Annotated in this window: 22 protein-coding genes and 3 tRNA genes; 11 read left to right on the forward strand and 14 right to left on the reverse strand. The window is 35.1% G+C overall.

All coding sequences use genetic code 11. The features are described 5' to 3' along the window. Positions 1–9 precede the first annotated feature (9 nt). Both HS5_RS10540 and HS5_RS10545 read left to right on the forward strand, forming a co-directional pair. Positions 10–109 (forward strand) — tRNA-Ser (locus HS5_RS10540). Positions 110–230: 121 nt separating this feature from the next. Beyond that, a tRNA-Asp gene (locus HS5_RS10545) sits at positions 231–305 on the forward strand. 727 nt (positions 306–1,032) lie between these two features. On the opposite strand, the gene HS5_RS10550 is transcribed toward HS5_RS10545, so the two are convergent. From HS5_RS10550 to HS5_RS10565, 4 genes are all read right to left on the reverse strand, one after another. Continuing rightward, positions 1,033–1,130 (reverse strand) — tRNA-Ser (locus tag HS5_RS10550). A gap of 61 nt (positions 1,131–1,191) precedes the next feature. Beyond that, on the reverse strand, positions 1,192–1,500 hold the full coding sequence (gene rpsJ, locus HS5_RS10555; RefSeq protein ID WP_236751352.1) for a 30S ribosomal protein S10: 309 nt from the start codon (positions 1,498–1,500) through the stop codon (positions 1,192–1,194). Between the two features lie 14 nt (positions 1,501–1,514). Next, entirely contained in the window at positions 1,515–2,828 is a 1,314-nt protein-coding gene (tuf, locus tag HS5_RS10560; protein ID WP_236751353.1) for a translation elongation factor EF-1 subunit alpha, read from the reverse strand. A gap of 51 nt (positions 2,829–2,879) precedes the next feature. After that, on the reverse strand, positions 2,880–3,464 hold the full coding sequence (locus HS5_RS10565) for a 30S ribosomal protein S7 (protein WP_236751354.1): 585 nt from the start codon (positions 3,462–3,464) through the stop codon (positions 2,880–2,882). A gap of 84 nt (positions 3,465–3,548) precedes the next feature. Between HS5_RS10565 and HS5_RS10570 the strand changes: the two genes are divergently transcribed. Further along, complete coding sequence (locus HS5_RS10570) at positions 3,549–4,028, forward strand: bifunctional nuclease domain-containing protein (RefSeq protein ID WP_236753548.1); 480 nt, start codon at positions 3,549–3,551, stop codon at positions 4,026–4,028. An 8-nt stretch (positions 4,029–4,036) separates the two neighbouring features. Here HS5_RS10570 and HS5_RS10575 read toward each other — a convergent pair whose 3' ends face one another. The 8 genes from HS5_RS10575 to HS5_RS10610 are packed head-to-tail and all read right to left on the reverse strand — an operon-like array spanning position 4,037 to position 14,034. Continuing rightward, complete coding sequence (locus HS5_RS10575) at positions 4,037–4,477, reverse strand: 30S ribosomal protein S12 (protein WP_236751355.1); 441 nt, start codon at positions 4,475–4,477, stop codon at positions 4,037–4,039. A 9-nt stretch (positions 4,478–4,486) separates the two neighbouring features. Next, on the reverse strand, positions 4,487–4,918 hold the full coding sequence (locus tag HS5_RS10580; protein WP_236751356.1) for a NusA-like transcription termination signal-binding factor: 432 nt from the start codon (positions 4,916–4,918) through the stop codon (positions 4,487–4,489). 13 nt (positions 4,919–4,931) lie between these two features. Beyond that, on the reverse strand, positions 4,932–5,249 hold the full coding sequence (locus HS5_RS10585) for a 50S ribosomal protein L30e (protein WP_236751357.1): 318 nt from the start codon (positions 5,247–5,249) through the stop codon (positions 4,932–4,934). 4 nt (positions 5,250–5,253) lie between these two features. Beyond that, positions 5,254–6,432 carry a DNA-directed RNA polymerase subunit A'' gene (gene rpoA2, locus HS5_RS10590; protein WP_236751358.1) on the reverse strand — a complete coding sequence of 393 codons (1,179 nt, stop codon included), beginning with the start codon at positions 6,430–6,432 and terminating at the stop codon, positions 5,254–5,256. A 6-nt stretch (positions 6,433–6,438) separates the two neighbouring features. Further along, the gene (gene rpoA1, locus HS5_RS10595; RefSeq protein ID WP_236751359.1) at positions 6,439–9,081 is read right to left on the reverse strand and encodes a DNA-directed RNA polymerase subunit A'; all 2,643 of its coding nucleotides are present in this window, start codon (positions 9,079–9,081) and stop codon (positions 6,439–6,441) included. Further along, complete coding sequence (locus HS5_RS10600) at positions 9,074–12,445, reverse strand: DNA-directed RNA polymerase subunit B (protein ID WP_236753549.1); 3,372 nt, start codon at positions 12,443–12,445, stop codon at positions 9,074–9,076. The genes rpoA1 and HS5_RS10600 overlap by 8 nt, the downstream gene beginning before the upstream one ends. 4 nt (positions 12,446–12,449) lie before the next feature. Continuing rightward, complete coding sequence (locus HS5_RS10605) at positions 12,450–12,704, reverse strand: DNA-directed RNA polymerase subunit H (protein WP_236751360.1); 255 nt, start codon at positions 12,702–12,704, stop codon at positions 12,450–12,452. A 52-nt stretch (positions 12,705–12,756) separates the two neighbouring features. After that, complete coding sequence (locus HS5_RS10610) at positions 12,757–14,034, reverse strand: NADP-dependent malic enzyme (protein WP_236751361.1); 1,278 nt, start codon at positions 14,032–14,034, stop codon at positions 12,757–12,759. A 73-nt stretch (positions 14,035–14,107) separates the two neighbouring features. Between HS5_RS10610 and infB the strand changes: the two genes are divergently transcribed. Beyond that, entirely contained in the window at positions 14,108–15,901 is a 1,794-nt protein-coding gene (infB, locus tag HS5_RS10615) for a translation initiation factor IF-2 (RefSeq protein ID WP_236751362.1), read from the forward strand. On the opposite strand, the gene ndk is transcribed toward infB, so the two are convergent. Continuing rightward, a complete protein-coding gene (gene ndk, locus HS5_RS10620; RefSeq protein ID WP_236751363.1) occupies positions 15,875–16,312 on the reverse strand; it encodes a nucleoside-diphosphate kinase in 438 nt (145 codons plus the stop codon). The genes infB and ndk overlap by 27 nt on opposite strands. Continuing rightward, positions 16,312–16,500 (reverse strand): 50S ribosomal protein L24e, encoded by a 189-nt coding sequence (locus HS5_RS10625; RefSeq protein WP_236751364.1) that lies wholly within the window; start codon positions 16,498–16,500, stop codon positions 16,312–16,314. Before HS5_RS10625 ends, ndk begins: the two co-directional genes overlap by 1 nt. A gap of 67 nt (positions 16,501–16,567) precedes the next feature. Between HS5_RS10625 and HS5_RS10630 the strand changes: the two genes are divergently transcribed. From HS5_RS10630 to HS5_RS10660, 7 genes are all read left to right on the forward strand, one after another. Next, positions 16,568–16,813 carry a 30S ribosomal protein S28e gene (locus HS5_RS10630; RefSeq protein WP_048054556.1) on the forward strand — a complete coding sequence of 82 codons (246 nt, stop codon included), beginning with the start codon at positions 16,568–16,570 and terminating at the stop codon, positions 16,811–16,813. Between the two features lie 4 nt (positions 16,814–16,817). Continuing rightward, positions 16,818–17,468 carry a uracil phosphoribosyltransferase gene (gene upp / locus HS5_RS10635; RefSeq protein ID WP_236751365.1) on the forward strand — a complete coding sequence of 217 codons (651 nt, stop codon included), beginning with the start codon at positions 16,818–16,820 and terminating at the stop codon, positions 17,466–17,468. Further along, complete coding sequence (gene cdd / locus HS5_RS10640) at positions 17,443–17,838, forward strand: cytidine deaminase (protein ID WP_236751366.1); 396 nt, start codon at positions 17,443–17,445, stop codon at positions 17,836–17,838. Before upp ends, cdd begins: the two co-directional genes overlap by 26 nt. A 10-nt stretch (positions 17,839–17,848) precedes the next feature. Further along, entirely contained in the window at positions 17,849–19,267 is a 1,419-nt protein-coding gene (gene gatB / locus HS5_RS10645) for an Asp-tRNA(Asn)/Glu-tRNA(Gln) amidotransferase subunit GatB (RefSeq protein WP_236751367.1), read from the forward strand. Between the two features lie 79 nt (positions 19,268–19,346). Next, complete coding sequence (locus HS5_RS10650) at positions 19,347–20,060, forward strand: phosphoribosyltransferase family protein (protein ID WP_236751368.1); 714 nt, start codon at positions 19,347–19,349, stop codon at positions 20,058–20,060. Continuing rightward, on the forward strand, positions 20,057–20,560 hold the full coding sequence (locus tag HS5_RS10655; protein ID WP_236751369.1) for an MBL fold metallo-hydrolase: 504 nt from the start codon (positions 20,057–20,059) through the stop codon (positions 20,558–20,560). The genes HS5_RS10650 and HS5_RS10655 overlap by 4 nt, the downstream gene beginning before the upstream one ends. Before the next feature lie 167 nt (positions 20,561–20,727). Next, on the forward strand, positions 20,728–21,369 hold the full coding sequence (locus HS5_RS10660; protein WP_236751370.1) for a 2,5-diamino-6-(ribosylamino)-4(3H)-pyrimidinone 5'-phosphate reductase: 642 nt from the start codon (positions 20,728–20,730) through the stop codon (positions 21,367–21,369).

A 21,369-nucleotide genomic window follows, 5' to 3' on the forward strand; every position in this document is an offset into this window, starting at 1 on the left:
TTTATAATTGCCGGGGTGCCCGAGCGGACCAAGGGGCTGGCCTTGAGAGGCTAAGCTTAAGAAAGCCAGTAGGGGAAACCCTGCACGGGTTCAAATCCCGTCCCCGGCGCTCTCTGTTAACCATTAGTTAGTTCTTAATTAGATCGCTTTTAGTATGTTTGCTATTTATAAAGTCTCAATTTTACTATCCTCACATAAACTTTAAATAATTTCACATGTATATTTTTCTTGCCGTAGTAGTCTAGCCCGGTCTAGGATGAGGGCCTGTCGAGCCCTTGACCCGGGTTCAAATCCCGGCTACGGCGCGCGTATATGAGGGCTCGACAAGCGCTGTATTACGGTGATTTCTACTATATTTAAAAGCTATTATATTAGCTTCTATTTGGCCTTCTTGTACGTGTGTTACTTTTACTGTATTGCAGTAAATAAAGAATATAATGGTACTCATAGGAAAGTTGTGGAGAAAATCGTCTTTTAATCAAACAGATTTTTAGATTATGTCTTACTCCATAGTTTTCGTATATTTTAACTTCTAAATTAGAAGTTACTTCGTCATTGAATTCACTTTCCTTACATACTTCAGAAATTATTTTCTCAAAATTCAGAGTGTAGTATTTGTCTCCATACTTCAGTCAATTAAGCACGGGCATTTAATCATATAAAGGAACCTTAGTATTCTACTTGAATTATTAAGATATCCATAGTACATTTATTCAGTACATGAAGAAGTAGTCTAAATAGCGTATGAATGAATTTAGTACATTAGAAGTGAAAATTGGTGATTTGCTATCCCTTTTAAAATTTTTATAATGTAAAATTAGCGTTTCTAAAGAGGAAAACTTTAAGGGAATTTAATCTAAATTTCATAAGCCATCATAATTCTGATAGCTAATTGTGATGTATCTTAATGAATTGTCTAAAACATAGCCGTTCACAGAAACTCAGAAGGATGAATATTTTATTAAAGTTAATTAAGGAAATGAAAATACGCTAGTGTAGAATGAGGTTATGTGCTATAAAGACTTCGAACAGCGCCGGGGACGGGATTTGAACCCGTGCAGGGTTTCCCCCACTGGCTGACCGGTTAATTCTCTCCAGGCCAGCCCCTTGGTCCGCTCGGGCACCCCGGCAATTATAAAATTAGATTAAAAAACTTAAAAGATTTGCAGTCTTACTTAACGAGAAAATAACCTAAATCAATTCTATCTCAATATAAACGTCTTCTGGAACTCTTACTCTCATTAACTGTCTCATTACTCTCTCATCTGCAGCAATATCTATTACTCTCTTGTGTATACTCATTTCCCACTTTTCCCACTTTTTCCTTCCTTCTCCATGCGGTAACCTCATTACTGGAACTTCTAGCCTCTTAGTAGGTAAAGGAACTGGGCCTCTCATGCTAATTCCTGTTTTATCAACTATAGCTTTTATTTGTGTTACAACATAATTCAAATCTTTAACGTTACTACTCCATAATCTTATTCTTGCTTTAGTAGGCATAAAAAACACCGAAATTACTTGATCTCTACCTTTACGGGTTTGATATCTGTTATAACCCCTACTCCTACGGTTTTACCCATATCCCTTATTGCAAACCTACCTAACGCTGGGAATTCTTGGAACTTTTCTACACAGAGTGGCTTAATCGGCTTGAACTTTATTATTGCTGAGTCTCCTTGCTTTAAGAATTGCGGATGATCTTCAACCACTTTGCCTGTTTTTGGATCTAGTTTTTGAACTAATTCTGAGATTTTACAAGCAATACTAGCTGTGTGAACGTGAAGCACTGGAGTGTATCCTACGGCAATAGCAGTGGGATGCCAAACTACGATTACTCTAGCAGTAAATTCATCAGCAACAGTTGGTGGATTATCTAAGTGTCCTGCTACGTCTCCTCTCTTTATATCCTTCTTTTCCACTCCTCTAACGTTAAAACCAATGTTGTCTCCTGGCTCTGCTTTTTCTAACCTTGTATAATGAGTTTCTATAGATCTCACTTCTCCTTTCTTTCCTGCTGGCATGAATACTAATGTATCATTAACTTTTAGTACACCACTTTCTACCTTGCCAACTGGGACTGTTCCTACTCCAGACTTAGAGTAAACGTCTTGTATTGGTATTCTTAAAGGCTTATCTATAGGCTTCTTCGGAACTTCGAACATATCTAATGCTTCTTCTAATGTAGGTCCGTTATACCACGGCATGTTTTCTGACTTATGAGTTATATTTTCTCCAGTGGGAGAAACTACTGGAACGAAATGAACTTTACTGACATCATATCCAAAGGCTCTCATGAATTTTGATGTTATGTCTTTAACTTCATTATACCTCTTTTCACTGTAAGGTGGATCTGTTAAGTCCATTTTAGTTATTGCTACTACTACTTGGTTTATTCCCATAGTTTTAGCTAATATTATATGCTCTCTAGTTTGACCTTCTTCGCTCATTCCAGCTTCAAACTCACCTTTCTTAGCGGAAACTGCAATTATTGCAGCATCTGCTTGGCTTGCTCCAGTTATCATGTTCTTTATGAAGTCCCTATGCCCTGGTGCGTCAATGATTGTAAAGAAGTACTTCTTTGTCTCAAATTTCATAAAGGTTAAGCTTATTGTTACTCCTCTTTCTCTTTCTTCCTTTAATCTATCAAGTAAGAAAGCATACTTTTCTGATTCTTTTCCTAACTTCTTTGCGGCTTCTTCTGCTTCTTTAACTGTCTTTTCGTCTAAAAATCCTCTATCCATCAATAGTCTTCCTACTAAAGTACTCTTACCGTGATCTACGTGCCCTATTACTATTAAATTTAAGTGAGGCTTCTGAGGTGCAGACATTTATTCTTCACTCCTCACGCATTCTATTACATTCTTCATTAAAAAATTAGCTTATCTTGAGCTTAGAGCAATTCTCTCAGTTTCTTCTTTCTTTCTTACAGCATAGCTTTTTGGATCGTTAGATGAAGCGGCAATTATTTCTTCAGCTAAAGCCTCATCCATGGGCTTAGGATTATTAAATGATGCGTTTCTTGCGCCTTCGACTAAATACCTCAGTGCTAGGTCAACTCTCCTTTGTGGAGCCACATCAACTGCGACGTAATAAACAATACCACCGTACATTATCCTAGTTACTTCTTCTCTAGGTGCAGAATTCTCTATTGCCCTAACTAAGATTTGAATAGGATTTTGACCAGTTCTAGCTGCTATTATCTCAAAAGTTGCTCTGACTATATTATATGCTAGGAATTTCTTACCTTTATTCCTTCCAGGTTTCATTAATTGGTTTATTAACCTCTCCACTATAGGAACTCTTGATTTCCCAAATCTTCTGTGCTCATGCCTTCCACCAGTATGCGGTAAATAAACTGGCATTAGTGATATGTATTTCTTTAAGCTTGGATCCCTTATTTCTACTTTTGTATCCCATTTTCCAAATATTCTAACATCCAACTTGCTTAATTCGTAATCGCTCATGCTATGAATGTTATGATAAGAAGAATATATAACTATCTGTTAATGAAGGGTTTAATATGTTGTAAGTCATATTTATTTTTGATAATGAAAGCGGAAGAAGACTATATAAAAGTGAATAGAGTTGACGCATTCGTTTACCCCTTGGATGGATTACCCGTGATGGTTTGTTATCTAGAGGATGGTAGGGAATTTAACTTATTTTATGTCCCAATAGAAATAGTTATAGCAATAAATAAAATAAAGAAACAGTATGAAGAAGATAGTATCTTGAGTGATAAGAGAGAAACAATTTTTGATATATTATCGTTTATACCGGAAGTTACTGAAGAAATAAGTAAGCATGTTAACAAGGTTACAATTGATGATATTTCCGGGTCAGTTTACATAGCAACTATAGAACTGAAGTTTGACGGAGTTATAATCCAAAAAAGGATGATACCTAGCCACGCAATATATTTGGCATTAGTTTCCAACAAACCGATATACGTCAAAAAAAGCTTAGTTGATGAACAAGAAAAAGAGAGGAAGAAAGGCGAAGGCGGAGAAGAGGAAGAGAAGAAATAATAAAATGATTACCTAACTGGCTTTTGTTTCTTTCCTTTATATAATGCGTCCAAAGATACTCCATTAACCATTACAACTTTATATCTTACTCCAGGCAAATCACCCATAGATCTACCTAATGTTCCACCTATTCCAGCTATTACAACCTCATCATGTTCATCAATGAAGTTTACTCCACCGTCTCCTGGAACGAAAGCAGTAACAACTCTACCGTTCTTAACTAATTGGACTCTAACGCATTTTCTTACGGCAGAGTTTGGTTGCCTAGATTCTATACCAACTTTCTCTAATACTATACCTCTGGCCATTGGCGCACCTTCCAGAGGATCAAATCTTTTCTTTAATTGGAGCATCCTTGATTTAAATGACCTTTGACTCCACCTATACTTTAACCTCTTTAGCTTAAGCTTTCTTGACGCATATAAACCTTTAGGTGATTTTCCCGACATTTACAACCCTCAGACAATAACTACTGAGTCTATATCCATGTATCTTTTTAAAATTAATTTCGCTCTAACAACATTCTTTCCGCTTTTTCCTATTGCAAGACCTTTATCTTGTGGATCTACTGTTATGTAGACAGTTTTCTTGCTATCATTATCTATAACTTTCACGCTCCTTACTCTTGCTGGTGACATTAAATTTTTCACCATATCCTCTAAGTTATCACTATATGCAACTATTTCTATATCCCTTCCCAATACTTTCCTTAATCTCTTAACATTCATCCCATTTTTACCTATAGCCAAGCCCATAAAATGAGGATCTATTAAGAAAATTATTCTATTATTTTCATCATCCATTATACAATCCTTAGCTGTAACTTTAGTAATTTCTTGAAATAAAGACATATACCTTATTTCGTCTTGTGTTAACTTGATTTCTGGCACTTTATATTACACCTCATGAAATTGGCTTTGCAAGCTGCAGGATTTTCGATTCACCTTCATGTTCTACGCCTATTGTAGAAACCATAAAAGGCTTTCCAGCTAATGTTCCTAACTCCCATCCGCTCCCTGGATATTCGTAAACTGGTACTCCAGATATTTTAGAATAATATAGAATATCTGCCTTTAAGTCAGTCCTTAAAGTAGATGCTATTATTATTGTCTTGACTTTCCCTAGCTTTAGGTTTTTTATTGTTCTTCTTGCTCCAAATATTACTTTACCCGTTTTTAAAAGAGTTTTTAATTCAGATTCAAATGATATTTGTTGAGACATTTTATCACCTTACTCCAGGCTTCATGAGAAGCTCAACCATTCCCGTTCCAAGTTTAATAGGTTGCCCAATAATAATATTTTCTACTACTCCTCTAAATTCTTCCACATCACCTCTAGCTGCAGCATCCAATAAATGCTTAACTGTTACTTCAAAGGCTGCCTTTGCAAATACGCTAGTCTTTTCTCCTGTTACTCCATGTCTTCCTATTTGCCTAACTTCTCCAGTTCTAGTCATTATATCGGCAACTAGCTCAACGTGTCTCATATCAACGTCTAAACCTTGATCGTCTAATACTTTCTTAATTTCTCTAGTTATTAATTCCCTTGCAGCCTCAATCCCTAATACATTCTCAACTTCATGAAGATTATTAGTATCTATTCTACTTGTATCTACTCCTTTAATTCCTAATACTCCTTCTAAATTTGACCCGTCTGTTATAATTACGTACTCGTCTCCTCTTTTCTGAACTATTGCCCTTTTTATTCCTTTAATGCCTTTAATTTTAGTATTGAGTATCTTTTCTCTAGCTTTGAATAATCCAGTTATGCTATCCATATTTTGAAAAGTTATGTTAATAGTCAGTTCGTCTGGTCTATCAATAGTAAAATCTCCTAACTTTAATTTTCTAATAACTTTCTCAATCTCATCTGATTCGATTCCTTTATCCTTTAACATTTTATCATCTAAATGAATTATAAGGGCCATTGACGCCATGTCTATACTTGTTGAATCAACTACATTCTCAACTTTTGTGTACTCAATTTTCCTAGCTATAGATATTGCCTTCTCTTTATCAGTCCTATACTCGTCGGTAAGATAGATGGTCATCATAGGTGTAGATGGTACTTTCCTGGCATCAACTATTTCTATTAACCTAGGTAGACCTAAAGTTACGTTAAGTTCTCTGACTCCAGCAAAATGGAATGTCCTTAAGGTCATCTGTGTACCTGGCTCCCCGATTGATTGAGCTGCTACAACACCTGCTGCTTCTCCAGGATGTATTAATGAAACATCATAGTCCTTTAATGTTAAATCAATTATTCTATCTATTTCTTCTTTAGTTATATTTACGGGGTATGAAAGCATTGCGTCTCTTAACTTCTGAAGAATATTATCTGGAAGTCTACCGTTCAATGAAGATAGTTTCTCTTCTAAGTATTTTTTATCTTCTTCACTAATCATCTTATATCACCTCTTCCAACCTACAATTCTTTCCAGAATTCTATTTACATCTACGGTTTTACCGTGGGAACTATACATTGGATGCACTCCATCACCGCCATATAATGTTTGTATTATCTCGCCATATAAAGTTCTCACGGTACCGTCATACTCAATTCTTAAATCGGATAACGCATTTACTAATCTTCTCTGCATGTAACCGCTTTGTGAAGTTCTTACTGCGGTATCAACCAGGCCTTCTCTACCTGCTGCGGCATGGAAGAATACTTCTATAGGATTTAGTCCACTCCTAAATGAGGAATATATGAACCCTCTTGCTTCTGCCGATATATCATTACGCTTAAAATGAGGTAATGCCCTTTCATAGTATCCTCTAGATATTCTTTCTCCTCTTACTGACTGCTGGCCTAGCATCGCGGCCATCTGCGTTATATTTAGTACGCTACCTCTAGCACCAGTCCTTGCCATTATATACACATTATTAAACGGATCTAAATCTGACGCTGCAATTTCACCTGCATCATTCCTCAATTTGTCCAAAGTATCTAATATGTAGCTCTCCAAGCTTTCCTCTAAAGTTCTACCTGGTATTTGTTCTAATTCTCCTTTTTCATATTTAGCAATAAGTTCCTGGACTTGCCTATCAGCTTGCTTAGATTTTTCAGATATCTTACTCATAGCGTCCTGTGAAATTGTTACATCGTCTATACTCATCGTTAACCCATGTATCTCTATATACCTAATGAATATCTTGAATATATTGTCCATTAACCATAGTCCGTAATCCTCTGAATATTCTCTGATTAACCAATGAAGTATACTTTCTGGCTGTTGATTACCTAAGGCTTTCTTATCAAATACTCCTTCCAATAATTTTCCATTCTTAATAACTACATACGAATCGTGTGGACAATCTTCATCAGCACATAATCTAGGACCGCTGGCAATGTTGGCTTGACCGTGATAGTTAAAGTCCTCAGGCAGAAATAGGCTAATTACTTGCTTTCCAGTATATAATTTCTTTGGCGCAAGTATTGCAGGTTCTCCAATATCTTTTGAAATATTAGCTACGCCAAGTATAGTTTGTACTTCATCTTCTGTTAAAAGTGTAGTTTTAACTGTAAGCAAGTAAGCTCCGCTAATATAATCTTGGGCTGAACCCATAATTGGCCCTCCATATCTAGGAGTCAGGATATTCTTGTGCACTGTCATTAGCTCTTTAGCTTCAGCTATTGCCTCTTCTGACTGAGGAACATGTAAGTTCATTTCATCGCCATCAAAGTCTGCGTTATACGGTGGACATACAAGTAAATTCAACCTAAACGTTCTACCGGGCAGTACTCTAACTCTATGAGCCATCATAGAAATTCTGTGCAAAGATGGTTGTCTATTGAATATTACTACATCTCCATCTATTAAATGCCTTTCAATTATAAATCCTGGAGTCAGTGTAGAGGCAAACTCTTTTCTATCCTTCACATAACGTAAGTCTATTCTTCTACCATCTGGCTTTATAACATAATTTGCTCCAGGCCATTTATCCGGTCCATTTAATACATATTCCCTCATCCTTTCAATATTCCACTTGGTCACTCTTTCTGGAACAGTTAGTATTTTTGCAATATCTACGGGAACTCCTACCTCGTCAATACTTATATTAGGATCTGGGGATATTACAGTTCTTGATGAAAAGTCGACTCTTTTTCCAGATAAGTTACCTCTAAATCTACCTTCTTTGCCCTTTAATCTTTGAGCAAGCGTTCTTAACGGTCTACCAGATCTATGCTTTGAGGTAGGTAAGCCTGGAATTTCATTATCGAAATAGGTTGCGACATGATATTGTAATAAATCCCATAAATCTTCTACTATTAATTGTGGAGCACCGGCATCAATACTTTCCTTTAATCTCTCATTAATTCTAACTATATCCACTAATTTATGAGTTAGATCATCTTCAGCTCTAATTCCATTTTCTATCATTATGGAAGGCCTTATTGTGATAGGAGGTACTGGCAATACAGTTAAAATCATCCATTCAGGCCTACTGGTTTTTGGATCATAACCTAGTAATTCAACATCGTCGTCAGGAATTCTTTCAAGCCTGTCTCTTATATCAACTGGAGTTAGCCTAACTACACCTTCTTTTCTCTCCTCATAGAAGTTATAAGGTTTTTCGAGTTTTATCTTTAATTGTTTTTCTCCACAATGAGGACAGACTGGATTTTTCATTGAAGATTTCTTTATGTGTTCTACAAGCCTTTTAGCAGCTGAAGGCCATCTCTTATTTATTGCATGATAGATTCTTCCGTACCTTTCAAGCTCTTGATCCTCTAACTTTATTCTTCCGCATCTCCTACAAGTTGCGCGAAGTAAATCATACACATGCTTAACAAAACCTACATGCATAACAGGTTTTACTAATTCTATATGACCAAAATGTCCCGGACAGTTACCCATCATATTTCCACATGTAGGACAACGTTGACCAGGTTCTATTACGCCTAGCCTTGGATCCATTACACTACCTTCTATTGGAGTGCCGTCTTCGTCATAGACCTCTGAGGTAATTATTGCTGTTACTGACATTTTTCTTATTTCGTCAGGAGATAATATTCCAAATTTTACTCCTTTTATTATTTTTTCACTCATTATTATCACCTTTTAAGGAAACTTTATCACCTAGAATTAATCTAGGTGAAATAACCATACTCATTAATTCCTGTAATAGTAATTTGAACGCATAAGATATGGTAACTGGGTATAGATTTGCTTTATCGCCATGTATTGGGCATACGTATTTGTTCTTATTCTTATCGTACCAACCTATATATCCGCATTGCTCACAAACATAAATTGTAGTTTTATCGGAATTATCAAGTAACCTATCTTTTATAACCATTGCTGCGCCATAGCCTATTAAGCAATCCCTCTCCATTTCGCCAAATCTTAATCCTCCTTCTCTAGCCCTACCTTCTGTAGGTTGTCTAGTTAAAATCTGGATAGGACCTCTGGCTCTACCATGCATTTTATCTGCAACCATGTGATGTAACTTCTGATAATATACGATTCCATATAATATTCTTCCCTTTACCTTTTGTCCTGTTCTACCATCATATACAACTTCGGTACCGTCAGGCAAAAATCCGAAGTCTAAAAGCTTCTTTTGCAATTCTTCTATTGGAGTATTATAGAATGGAGTAGCATCAACGGTTTTACCAGATAATGCGGCATACTTCCCAGCTAATGCTTCCATTACTTGGCCTAATGTCATTCTAGAAGGTAACGAGTGAGGATTCAATATTATATCTGGCACAACTCCTTTAACAGTATATGGCATATCAGCTTGAGGTATTAGCATTCCTACTACTCCTTTCTGCCCGTGTCTTGTTGCAAACTTATCTCCTAATTCCGGAATTCTTAAATCTCTTACTCTAACCTTTACTAACTTGTTACCTTCTGACGTTTCAGTAATTAATACTAAATCTACTATACCTTTTTCTCCATGTCTGGTTATTATTGAGGTATCTCTCTTTGCCTGCTCAGGTGAAAGTTCCTTAAATTCTTGTAAGAACCTTGGTGGGCTGACTTTACCTATTAATACGTCTCCTCCTTTTACTTCAACTTCCGGTGGCACTATTCCGTTCTCATCTAAGGACTTGTAATAATCACTTCCTTTATATCCTCTAACTCCTGGCTCGGGTAATTCTATCTTATCCTCCTGCCCTCCAGGATATTTAATTTCTTCTGCCGAATATAATCTGAAGAAAGTCGATCTAAACATTCCTCTCTCTACTGAAGATTTATTCATGATTATTGCGTCTTCCATATTATATCCTGTAAACGACATTACTGCTAGTATAGCATTCTCTCCGGCCGGTCTACTATTGTATCCAATTATGTCTAATGCCCTACTTTGAACTAATGGTTTTTGTGGATAGTGTAGGAAATGGGCTCTGCTATCAGTTCTTAACTGGTAATTAGAGGCGTAAAGTCCTAAAGCTTGCTTGGCCATTGCAGACTGATAAGTGTTTCTAGGAGACTGATTATGTTCTGGATAAGGAGTTATAGATGCAGTAATTCCAAGAATTGCCGGAGGCCATATTTCTAAATGAGTATGTTCAGGAGTAAGCTTGCTTGGTTCTAAAGCTATATATGTGTTCTCTTCTTCTTCGGCATCTAAGAATTCTATTTTACCTTCTTTCACTAGAGTATCAAAGGTGATCTCTCCTTTCTTTAATTTTTGAATATCATCTTCAGCAACTAATGGCTTACCATCTTTTACTACTATTAAAGGTCTTCTAACTCTTCCGCTGTCTGAATTAATGTAAACTTCATCATAAGTATCTGTAACTAGATGAGCTACATTTATCTCATCACTTATTTCTCCAGATCTTCTCTTTTCCCTTATTTTATTGGCTAATTCTTCACCATTGGGATAATAACCTACTAGTCTTCCATTTAATACTATTTTACTCCAGTTATTATAAGATGAAGGATCCTCTCCCTCATCAATCTTCTTTATTAATTCTTCTAAAGGAACTACTCCTAGCTCATAAAGCGTTTTTTCAACAATTTTATCATTTATCCCAACAGATATTTGAGCTAACAAAGCCAAGTTTTTAACTAGACCACTATTTGGCCCTTCTGGAGTTTCAAATGGGCACATCCTTCCCCATTGTGTACCATGTAAATCTCTAGCTTCAAAATTCGGTTGACCTCTAGCTAGAGACGAAATAACTCTCCTTAAATGGCTTAACATTGATAACCAATTTGTTCTATCTAAAAGTTGGCTTACGCCAGTTCTACCCCCTACCCAATTTCCTGTAGCCATCGCGTGCCTTATTCTTTCTGTTATAATATCTGGCCTAACTAATGCATTAAGAGTTAATCTTCTTCCCCTTACCTTAGATTTTTCTAACTGATAAACAAGATCTTTCACAAATGCCTTGAACGCTACTCTAAATAAACTAGAAAATAGATCACCTGCAAGCTTAAGTCTCTTGTTAGCATAATGATCCTTATCGTCTGGATCTCTTCTACCTAATTGTAATTCAATTAACTTTGAAATAGCGTAACCTAAATAGTAAGCTTTCTTTTTCCTATCTGCAGGAGTAATACCCAAATGAGGTAGGAAATATCTGTCTAGGACTTGCTCTGCTCTTTCTATCCTGCTTTCTCTTTTTTGCCCAATAGCGACTCTGTTTCCAATGAAGTCCAAAGCGTCCTCTTGCGTAGTAATAGAGGAAGCTTGTTCTAAAGATGGTAATAGCTCATTTTGAACTTCTTCATCAAAGGAAACGGCAAAGGTTATATCTCTATCAGTTTCTAAACCTAAAGCTCTCATTAATATTGCGAACGGAATTCTTCCAGGTACTGCAGGAAATGAAACGTGAATAGTAGAGTCTCTTAATCTTTCTATAGTGATTGGAACTCTATATCCTGCAGTGCTAGATATTATTTTGGCGGTATGAGTTACATTAGAACCACTTTTTCCCTCGTCTACTAAAACTCTATTAGTAGCTAAATCCTCTTGTGTTACAATAACTTTCTCTGTTCCGTTTATTATAAAATATCCTCCAGGATCTTTAGGATCCTCACCTATTTCCACAAGTTTTTCTACAGGCAGATCTGTAGCAGGATCTGCTACTGACTTGAGCATTATAGGTAAATCCCCAACATAAACTTCTGTAGGTTCTCCTTCAATGTTATTCTCTACAGGTATCATTGTCAGGTATATAGGCGCAGCATAAGTTAAGTTCCTAAGCCTTGCTTCCATTGGAGTTATTTCTCTATCTCCTCTATCTGCCTCCCTTACTCTTGGTTTACCTACTCTTATTTTACCAAGCTTAATCTTTAACCCAGGGATTTCAGTCTCTATCTCTCCTTGCTCGTCAATTATTTCTTGGAGTTTATTTTTTATGAAATCGTTAAATGAGTCCAAGTGTTGCCTTACTAACCCCCTAGATTTAAAATAGGATTCTACTATTGACCATCTATCGTCTATTGAAAGCATCATTTCACCCACTTATTACATACCTATAAATAATTGTCTCTCCTACTGTTTGACTTTTTCTAGTAATTTTTATAATATCTCCTGGCTTAGCTCCAATAGCTTTCACTACTGGGTCTGATGCCTTAATCCAAGGTAATTGCTCTGGGCTAACTCCTAATGCCTTTAGCATTTTATATGCCTCTTCTATTGAAAGGACTTCATGCTTCGGAACTAAAGAATGAATTCTGGGATCTATTTTCTTATTAGAAGATGAACGCATGAAATACACCTTTGATAGATAAAAAGGCTTTCTGTAATGTAATATATAAGGTTTAAGCTAATGAAGCAAGTAGTTTTCTAGCGTTCTCTATCATTTGTCTTGCATTATTATATATTTCTTCATAACTTAAATTAACTCTAGCTATTCCTTGTTGAATTGCTTTAATTCCTATTGATGCTGCAACTCTTGGATAAACTTCCCATTCAGTCATTTTTGGTATAATATAATCCTCCGAAAGTCCTTTTTCCCTAGCAAACGCTGAAAGCTCTCTAGCTGCCGCTATTACCATATCATCAGTAATAGTCTTTGCTCTGACATCTAAAGCTCCTCTAAAAACTGCTGGAAATATAAGCGAATTATTAATCTGATTTGGAAAATCACTTCTTCCAGTTCCAACGATTCTAGCTCCTGCTTTCTTAGCCTCATCAGGTAATATTTCAGGAACAGGGTTAGCTAAGGCAAATACTATAGAGTCCTTATTCATCTTAGATATTAGCCTGGGATCTATAGTGTGAGGACCAGGTTTTGAAGCTGCTATTAATACATCTGCTCCTTCAAATGCTTGCTCTATAGTAGTAGCATTATCCTTATTTGATTCCTTAAGTAATTCGTACTTCCATGGGTTTGTATTCTTTATTTCTTCCTCATCATCCCTTCCCTTATATAATGGGCCTTTAGTATCTACAAGTATCATATTAGAATAAGGTATTCCATACGACTTCAATAAGCGTGCTGTAGCAATATTTGCTGCTCCAACTCCATAAAATACTATCTTAATCTTAGTAGGAGATTTACCTACTATCTCTAATGCAGAAATAAGTCCTGCTAATGTAGCTCCAGCCGTACCTTGTTGATCATCGTGCCACACTGGAATATGAAGTTCCTCTCTTAACTTATCCAATATGTAAAAACATTTAGGAGATTCTATATCTTCTAGGTTTATTCCTCCAAAAGCTGGCTCCAAAATTTTTACTGTCTCTATGATTTTGTCTGGGTCTTTAGTACCTATAGGTAGTGGTACTGCATCAACACCTCCAAGATATTTAAACAAAAGTGCTTTACCTTCCATGACTGGCATTGCAGCCTCTGGTCCTATGTTTCCTAATCCTAAAACTCTAGTTCCGTCAGTTACTACTGCTATGGAATTCCATCTATAGGTATATTGAAATGATAAGTCAGGATTTTTGTTTATTTCTTTAGAGACTGCGGCAACTCCAGGAGTGTATAAAATTGCAAAATCGTCTAGTGATTTTATAGGAACCTTAGGTAGTACTTGAATTTTGCCTTTATACTTGGACGAAACTTCAATTGCTAACTTGTCATAATCCAAACTTACAACCCATTATATCAAGAGAATGTGAGCTTAAAAATAATAACATAAAATTAAAGTAATCTATGTCACGGTGATCTATTTGCCTAAATTAAGACAACCAATAGTAGTTGTTCTAGGACATGTAGACCATGGAAAGACAACTTTGTTAGATAAAATAAGAGGTACGGCTATGGTTAAAAAAGAGCCTGGAGAAATGACTCAAGAAGTAGGAGCAAGCTTTGTTCCTACTTCTGTGATAGCAAAGACTGCAGAACCGTTAAAGAATGTAATACCTATAAAATTGGAAATTCCGGGCTTGCTTTTTATTGATACTCCAGGGCATGAATTATTCTCTAATCTTAGAAGAAGAGGAGGAAGCGTTGCTGACATAGCCATCTTAGTAGTTGATATCATGGAAGGTTTTCAAAAGCAGACTTATGAATCAATAGAGATTTTAAAAGAAAGGAAAGTTCCATTTTTAGTAGCAGCCAATAAAATAGATCGCATACCTGGATGGAAGCCTTATGAAAACGAACCATTCCTTTTTAGTTTACAGAAACAAAGTCCCACTGTACAGAAAAAGCTAGACGAGCTAGTCTATAACATCGTAATACAATTAGCTACTGAGAACTTTAATGCTGATAGGTTTGACAGAGTTAAGGATTTTACAAAATACGTTGCAATAATACCAGTTTCTGGAAAAACTGGAGAAGGAATACCTGAATTATTAGCAATGTTAGCTGGTTTAACCCAGCGTTATATGCAGGGCAAATTAAAGTTTGTTGAAGGACCAGCAAAAGGTGTAATTTTAGAGGTTAAAGAAGATCCTGGCATAGGGCATACTGTAGATGTGATAATTTATGATGGAATTTTGCATAAGAATGATACCATAGTTCTTGGAGGACTTAACGGAATTATTGTAACTAAAGTAAGAGGAATCTTGCTTCCTGCCCCATTGCAAGACATGAGACTTGCGAAGAGTGGATATAGATCTGTTGATGAAGTATCTGCAGCTGCAGGTGTAAAGATTTCGGCTCCAAATCTTGAGGAAGCTTTAGCTGGATCTCCTTTGTATGTCGCTGAAGATGATAGTAAAATAGGAGATTACAAAAAGATAATTGAGGAAGAACTGTCAAAAATTAGATTCTCTAAAGATGTAAAAGGAATAGTTGTAAAAGCGGATAGCTTAGGGGTATTAGAATCAATTATCACCGCATTGGAGAAAAGAGGTATACCGGTAAGACTTGCAGATATAGGACCTATAACTAAAAGAGATATAGTGGAAGCTGAGTTAGCTGGTAAAGAAGAGGAAGAATATAGAATAATAGCAGCATTTAGAGTTAAGCCTATAGGAAATCTGGATACATCTAAGATTAAAATTATCTATAATGATATAATATATCAGTTAATAGACGAAGTGGAAAAGCAAATTAATGACGTAAGAGAGAGAAAGAAGAGAAGAACTTATGATAGTTTAATACTTCCTGGAAAGATAAAGATTCTACCGGGTTTTGTGTTTAGAAGAAGTGACCCAGTAATTGTTGGAGTAGAAATTGAGGGAGGAATAGTTAAACCTAAATTTCCATTAATTAACGATAGCGGTAAAAAAATTGGGGAAATTCTACAAATACAAGATAATAAAAAAACACTAGATAAAGCTACTAAAGGTATGGAAGTTGCAATTTCGATTAAAGGCAATATAATGGTTGGAAGGCAGATAAATGAAGGAGACATTCTTTATACTGATGTACCTAAAGAAGATTTAGAAATTCTAGTTAACAATTACAAAGATACAATAACAGACGACATGAAAGAAGTAATACAAGAATTAATTAGGATAAAAAGAGTAGAAGATCCTTTATATGGTTTGACTATTAAGCTGTAACTGTATATCCTCGAAAAATAATGACATTTCTTTTTTGGCCTTCTCAGGAGAATCTGAAGCATGTATTACGTTTTCTCCTTTGCTTAATGCATAATCTCCTCTTATAGTTCCTGGTAAAGCTTCTTTAGGATCAGTAGCGCCTATCATTTTCCTTATAACGCCCACTGCTTCATCCCCTTCTATTACCATGCAAACTACTGGACCGGAAGTTATGTAAGATATTAGATCCTCGAAGAACGATTTACCCTTATGTTCTTCATACAATTTTTCTGCGGTTTCTCTGGAAATTCTTAGCATTTTCATTGCTATAATATTTAAACCTCTCTTCTCAAATCTGCTTATTATCTCTCCTATTAGCCTTCTCTTTACACCATCGGGTTTTATCATTACAAACTCTAATTGGCTTACCATTATCTAACCCTCATATACGATGATGTCCATTTTAATTTTCTTGGATCTCTATGATATTTTAACATATATTTTCTGCATTTGCTGGAACAGAACCATAAAATCGTGCCATCATTCATAACATACATTAAACCGGTTCCAGGCCTAATTTCTTTACCACAAAAGCTACACTTGTGAGTTACTGGAGGCATTTTTACCCACTTAAATTTTTGAGTGAAGTATTTAAGTGAATTGCTTAAGTTATTATACTGATCAGATATGAGTGAGAAAAAAGCTGAAACGTCTCCTATAATAGAGGAGTTTGGATTTCCTGCGGAAGTTATACAGATATTGGATAGAACTGGAGTAACTGGAGAAGTTACCCAAGTTAGAGTTAGAGTTTTAGAAGGTAGAGACAAAGGAAGAATATTAACTAGAAACATAAAAGGCCCAGTAAGATTAGGCGACATAGTAATTCTCAGAGAGACTGAAAGAGAAGCAAGAAAGTTAACCACAAAGAGGTAAATTCATGCCTCTATTTTTGTTATCTTCTCCTCTTTCTTTACATATATTAACACAAATCAGGAATAAAGACACTGATCAAGTCAATTTCAGAAAGGGCTTAGTAAGACTAGGAAGATTAATAGGTTACGAAATAGCTAACATCATGGATTACGACATAATAGAAGTTGAAACGCCGTTAGGTGTAAAAACCAAAGGAGTCAGAATTTATGATTTAGAAAACGTAATTATTATAAACATCTTAAGGGCCGCAACACCACTAGTAGAAGGTCTACTTAAAGCTTTTCCTGCAGCTAGACAAGGAGTTGTGACTGCTAGAAGGAAAGAATTTGAAGGAAAGGAACCTCCAAAGGAAATGGAGGTAGAAATTTTTTATGAAAAAATCCCTGAAATTAGAAAAGGTATAGATAACGTAATAATAAGTGATCCAATGGTGGCAACTGCAAGTACAATGCTAAAAGTTCTAGAAAAAGTTGCTAAGGAGGATCCTAAGAGAATTTATATTGCGTCAGTAATAGCCTCGGAGTATGGTGTAAAAAGAATCTTAGAACTGTATCCACAAGTATACTTTTTCACAATATCAATAGATCCAGAGTTAAATAATAAAGGCTATATAGTTCCGGGGTTAGGAGATGCAGGAGACAGATCTTTCGGATGAGAAATTATTGGAAATTGCTAGAAATGCTGCAAGAAACTCTTATGCTCCATATTCAAATATTCACGTAGGCGCAGCGCTACTAACTGAAGATGGCAAAATATTTACCGGAACTAATGTGGAAAACTCGTCCTATGGGCTCTCAATATGTGCTGAAAGAGTCGCAGTTTTTAACGCTGTCAGCAATGGATATAAGAAGTTCAAGAAGATTGCTATAATAACATCTGAAGGAAAAGGTATAATGCCATGTGGAGCATGTAGACAAGTATTGGCAGAATTTTCTAACAATATACATATAATAACTCTTGATAAGGATAGTAACGTGATAAAATTTAAGTTAAATGATTTATTACCGCATGCATTTAGGTTATAGAGTGATAAAAATGCCGAAGATAGGTCTAGAAGTTCACGTTCATTTAAATTCACTAAAAACTAAATTATTCTGCTCTTGCCCTACAGATTATGTTGGAAAAGAACCTAATACTGTAGTTTGTCCAGTTTGCTTAGGTTTGCCTGGTGCAATTCCAGTGCTAAATGAAGAAGCTCTCAAAAAAGCCGTAATGGTTGCAATAGCTCTTAACTGCGAGATAGCCCCCTATTTAATATTTAATAGAAAACATTATTTTTATCCCGATATGGCAAAAAATTATCAGATTTCCCAATATGACGGCCCTGGTAGTATGGCAATAGCTAAAGCCGGATACATTAACTTAGGTAATAAGAAAATAAGAATAAGAAGAATAAATATCGAAGAGGATCCTGCAAAATCTGTTTATCCCTCAGGCTCAATGTTAACTAGTAAATATACTCTTCTAGATTATAATAGATCTGGTATAGGACTTCTGGAAATAGTGACTGAACCAGATCTCGAACAACCTAAGGAGGCTAGAGAATTTTTAAATAAATTAAGGTCGATTTTAGAGCACTTAGATGTATGCAACTGTGAAATTGAAGGCTCAATGAGAGCTGACGTTAATGTTTCAGTAGAAGGGGGAGAAAGAGTAGAAGTAAAGAACGTCGGTTCAATCAGAGATGTTGAAGATGCAATAAAATATGAGGTTGCTAGGCAGAAAGCCGCTATTTCTCAAGGATTAAAGGTAATTAGAGAGACAAGACATTGGGATGCTGAAAGAAAAGTTACTGTTCCAATTAGATTAAAGGAATCTGAAGAAGATTATAGATATTTCCCAGACCCAGACTTACCTCCATATGAGATAACTGAAGATTATATAAGAAAAATAAAAGAGTTAATGCCAGAGCTTCCAGATGCTAGACAAAAAAGAATAGTGGAAACGTATGGCATCACTGAATACGATGCAGAAGTATTAGTTTCTGATAAGGCACTTGCTGATTTATTTGAGAAGGCTACAAAATTATATGATAACTATAAAAAATTGGCTAACGTTATAATAAATGATTATTTAAGATGGATAAATGATAAGAACTTAAGAGTCACGGATTCTAAGGCTACGCCAGAGGCTTTAGCTGAGCTTATGAATATGATGGATAAAGGAGTGATCTCAATAAAGATTGTGAAGGAAATTTTACCTCAAATAATTCTTGAAGGGAAAAACCCAAGAGAGATAATTGAGAAAGAGAAATTAAATGTGATAACCGATAAAGAGTACCTAGAAAAAATAATAGAGGAAGTATTAGAAGAAGATAAAGATGCAGCATTAGCTGCTAAAAAAGATCCAAAGATTATAAACTATCTTGTAGGTAAGGTAATGAAAAAGACTAAGGGCAAGGCCGATCCGTATTTAACAAATCAATTACTAAAAGAAAAAATTCAGAATATTTAATCGCAGCGTGGGTCTATCATCATTTTTCAGAACTTAAGTTGTAGCTCATCTAAGTAATATAAGATTGGGGAAAGATAAAATGATTAAAGTTACTAAAGATAAAGAGATTAGAAATAGATTATTAGCTATTGATATACTTAGGGAACTTAAAAATTCATACACATATAAAGAGCTTTCAGAAATATTTGGAATTCAAGAAACACTTATTTGTAGATATGTAAACGGGAATACTGTACCTAGTGACTTACAGAGCATGGAAATAGTTTCAAAAATTAAAAATAAGGAATTTCTATTGAAATTTTTCAAAAATAAAATTAAAGTTCTAGAAGACGGCTATATAGATTCTTCACAATTATTACTTTATCCGAATTTATTAAAATTAATTTTAGAACTTTATCTCACAAAAATAATACATCAAGATAATGTAGATAAGATCTTTAGTATAGCCACAAACGGAGTACCTTTCGCTACTGTTGTGTCTCTAATATTAGATAAGCCTCTATTGATAGCAAAAAAACATAAAGATTCTATCAATTTAGAATATTATGAAGAAAGTCTGAAAGAAACTGATAGTGTTGTTAATAACATATATTTAAGAAAGGATTTGATAAAGAAAAACGATAAGATATTAATAGTAGATGATGTTATTAAGTCAGGCAAAACTATAAGCTCTTCTATAAAGCTTCTTCAAAAAGCCAATGTTAGAGTAGTAGGAATATTAGTTATAGTAGGTAATTTGAATAATATAAAGTATCTTAAAGATGAGAATATTCAAGTGATATTCAACATATGACGTTCGCATACCTAGGAAACGGAGTATATACTCTTAATAATGGAATATATATTATAAATACTGAAAACGATTTTTTCATAATAGATACTACTGAGGACATAGGAAATTCCGAGATAATGGATATCCTAGAAATAACAAAAGGTAAAAGACCTAGATATATTATCTTAACCAGTTGTTGTAAATCAGTTAGTGGAGGGGCATGGTATATTTACCAGACGCTAGGGATAAAGATAATTGCACACTATCCAGATTCAATCAGCATAAGACACGGAGAATGCAATAATCTTAGTTATACTCCAGTAAATGTTTCATTGGAGCTTAAAGGATATGTGAATTGTATTGACAATATAAAAATAATTAATTCTAAGGTTCCTACAAATGGTTCAATAATAGTTAAATGGAAGAATTTCCTTTTTGTAGGAAATAACAAGACACTCTCCCCATATGGCAATGAAGTTAAATACGTATGCGGAATTAATGGATGTATAAAGGTGCAATAAGAATGGTTTATGAGCAAATTTGTGATTCCTGTGGAGAATTAAGAGAAGTAAAATACTGCAGTGTGAAAAAAATTAACGCTTGTTATCGTTGCTGCGTAGAATGCAAAATTCGTGATAAATGTAATATTCGCGTATGGTTTAAAGAACTTCAAGTTATAAGATAAGACATGTATATAATAATTTTCTCAACTATAACGATAGATGGAAAATTAGCATCAAAAGATTACTATAGTCAATTAAGTTGCAAATACGACAAATTACGACAACATATTCTTAGATCAGAAGTTGACGCTATAATGGTGGGAGGAAATACCGTACGTGTAGACAACCCTTCTCTAACTCTAAAATATACCAACGGTAAAAATCCTATTAGAGTAATAGTTTCCAATAGCCTAAATTTTGATATAAGCTATAGAATATTCAATACGCTACCACAGACTATGATATACACGTCTACTTCTGCAAATGTGGAAATTGAAAATAAATTGAAAGAAAAAGGAGTTATTATACGAAGGCTAAATAATATTAATATGTGCAATATCATGTCAGATCTAGAATGCAATTTCAATGTCCATAAGATCATGGTAGAAGGCGGAGGAAAATTAATATGGAGCATAATTAAGGAGAACTGTTTTAATGAACTAAGAGTTACAATATCTCCAAGAATATTTGGTAACGGTGTAAGTTTAGCAAACGGTGAAGGTTTCCTAGGTAAAGAGTCCCCAAAACTAAAATTAAAAGATGTAAAAATTTGCGAGTGCGGAGAAGAAGTTCACCTAATATATAGAAATCACACGATAAAAAAATAA

The sequence above is a fragment of the Acidianus sp. HS-5 genome (genome assembly GCF_021655615.1).
Lineage (GTDB): Archaea > Thermoproteota > Thermoprotei_A > Sulfolobales > Sulfolobaceae > Acidianus.

Bases quoted from the DNA above. Each gene is read 5' to 3' on its own strand.
- HS5_RS10655 (WP_236751369.1), top strand. From the start codon at position 20,057: ATGACGTTCGCATACCTAGGAAACGGAGTATATACTCTTAATAATGGA.
- HS5_RS10660 (WP_236751370.1), top strand. From the start codon at position 20,728: ATGTATATAATAATTTTCTCAACTATAACGATAGATGGAAAATTAGCA.
- HS5_RS10600 (WP_236753549.1), bottom strand. From the start codon at position 12,445: ATGCTTTCAATAGACGATAGATGGTCAATAGTAGAATCCTATTTTAAA.
- HS5_RS10575 (WP_236751355.1), bottom strand. From the start codon at position 4,477: ATGTCGGGAAAATCACCTAAAGGTTTATATGCGTCAAGAAAGCTTAAG.
- tuf (WP_236751353.1), bottom strand. From the start codon at position 2,828: ATGTCTGCACCTCAGAAGCCTCACTTAAATTTAATAGTAATAGGGCAC.
- HS5_RS10585 (WP_236751357.1), bottom strand. From the start codon at position 5,249: ATGTCTCAACAAATATCATTTGAATCTGAATTAAAAACTCTTTTAAAA.
- HS5_RS10625 (WP_236751364.1), bottom strand. From the start codon at position 16,500: ATGCCTCCAGTAACTCACAAGTGTAGCTTTTGTGGTAAAGAAATTAGG.
- rpoA2 (WP_236751358.1), bottom strand. From the start codon at position 6,432: ATGATTAGTGAAGAAGATAAAAAATACTTAGAAGAGAAACTATCTTCA.
- HS5_RS10605 (WP_236751360.1), bottom strand. From the start codon at position 12,704: ATGCGTTCATCTTCTAATAAGAAAATAGATCCCAGAATTCATTCTTTA.
- HS5_RS10650 (WP_236751368.1), top strand. From the start codon at position 19,347: ATGATTAAAGTTACTAAAGATAAAGAGATTAGAAATAGATTATTAGCT.
- rpoA1 (WP_236751359.1), bottom strand. From the start codon at position 9,081: ATGAGTGAAAAAATAATAAAAGGAGTAAAATTTGGAATATTATCTCCT.
- rpsJ (WP_236751352.1), bottom strand. From the start codon at position 1,500: ATGCCTACTAAAGCAAGAATAAGATTATGGAGTAGTAACGTTAAAGAT.
- HS5_RS10630 (WP_048054556.1), top strand. From the start codon at position 16,568: ATGAGTGAGAAAAAAGCTGAAACGTCTCCTATAATAGAGGAGTTTGGA.
- HS5_RS10565 (WP_236751354.1), bottom strand. From the start codon at position 3,464: ATGAGCGATTACGAATTAAGCAAGTTGGATGTTAGAATATTTGGAAAA.
- upp (WP_236751365.1), top strand. From the start codon at position 16,818: ATGCCTCTATTTTTGTTATCTTCTCCTCTTTCTTTACATATATTAACA.
- gatB (WP_236751367.1), top strand. From the start codon at position 17,849: ATGCCGAAGATAGGTCTAGAAGTTCACGTTCATTTAAATTCACTAAAA.
- HS5_RS10570 (WP_236753548.1), top strand. From the start codon at position 3,549: ATGAAAGCGGAAGAAGACTATATAAAAGTGAATAGAGTTGACGCATTC.
- cdd (WP_236751366.1), top strand. From the start codon at position 17,443: ATGCAGGAGACAGATCTTTCGGATGAGAAATTATTGGAAATTGCTAGA.
- ndk (WP_236751363.1), bottom strand. From the start codon at position 16,312: ATGGTAAGCCAATTAGAGTTTGTAATGATAAAACCCGATGGTGTAAAG.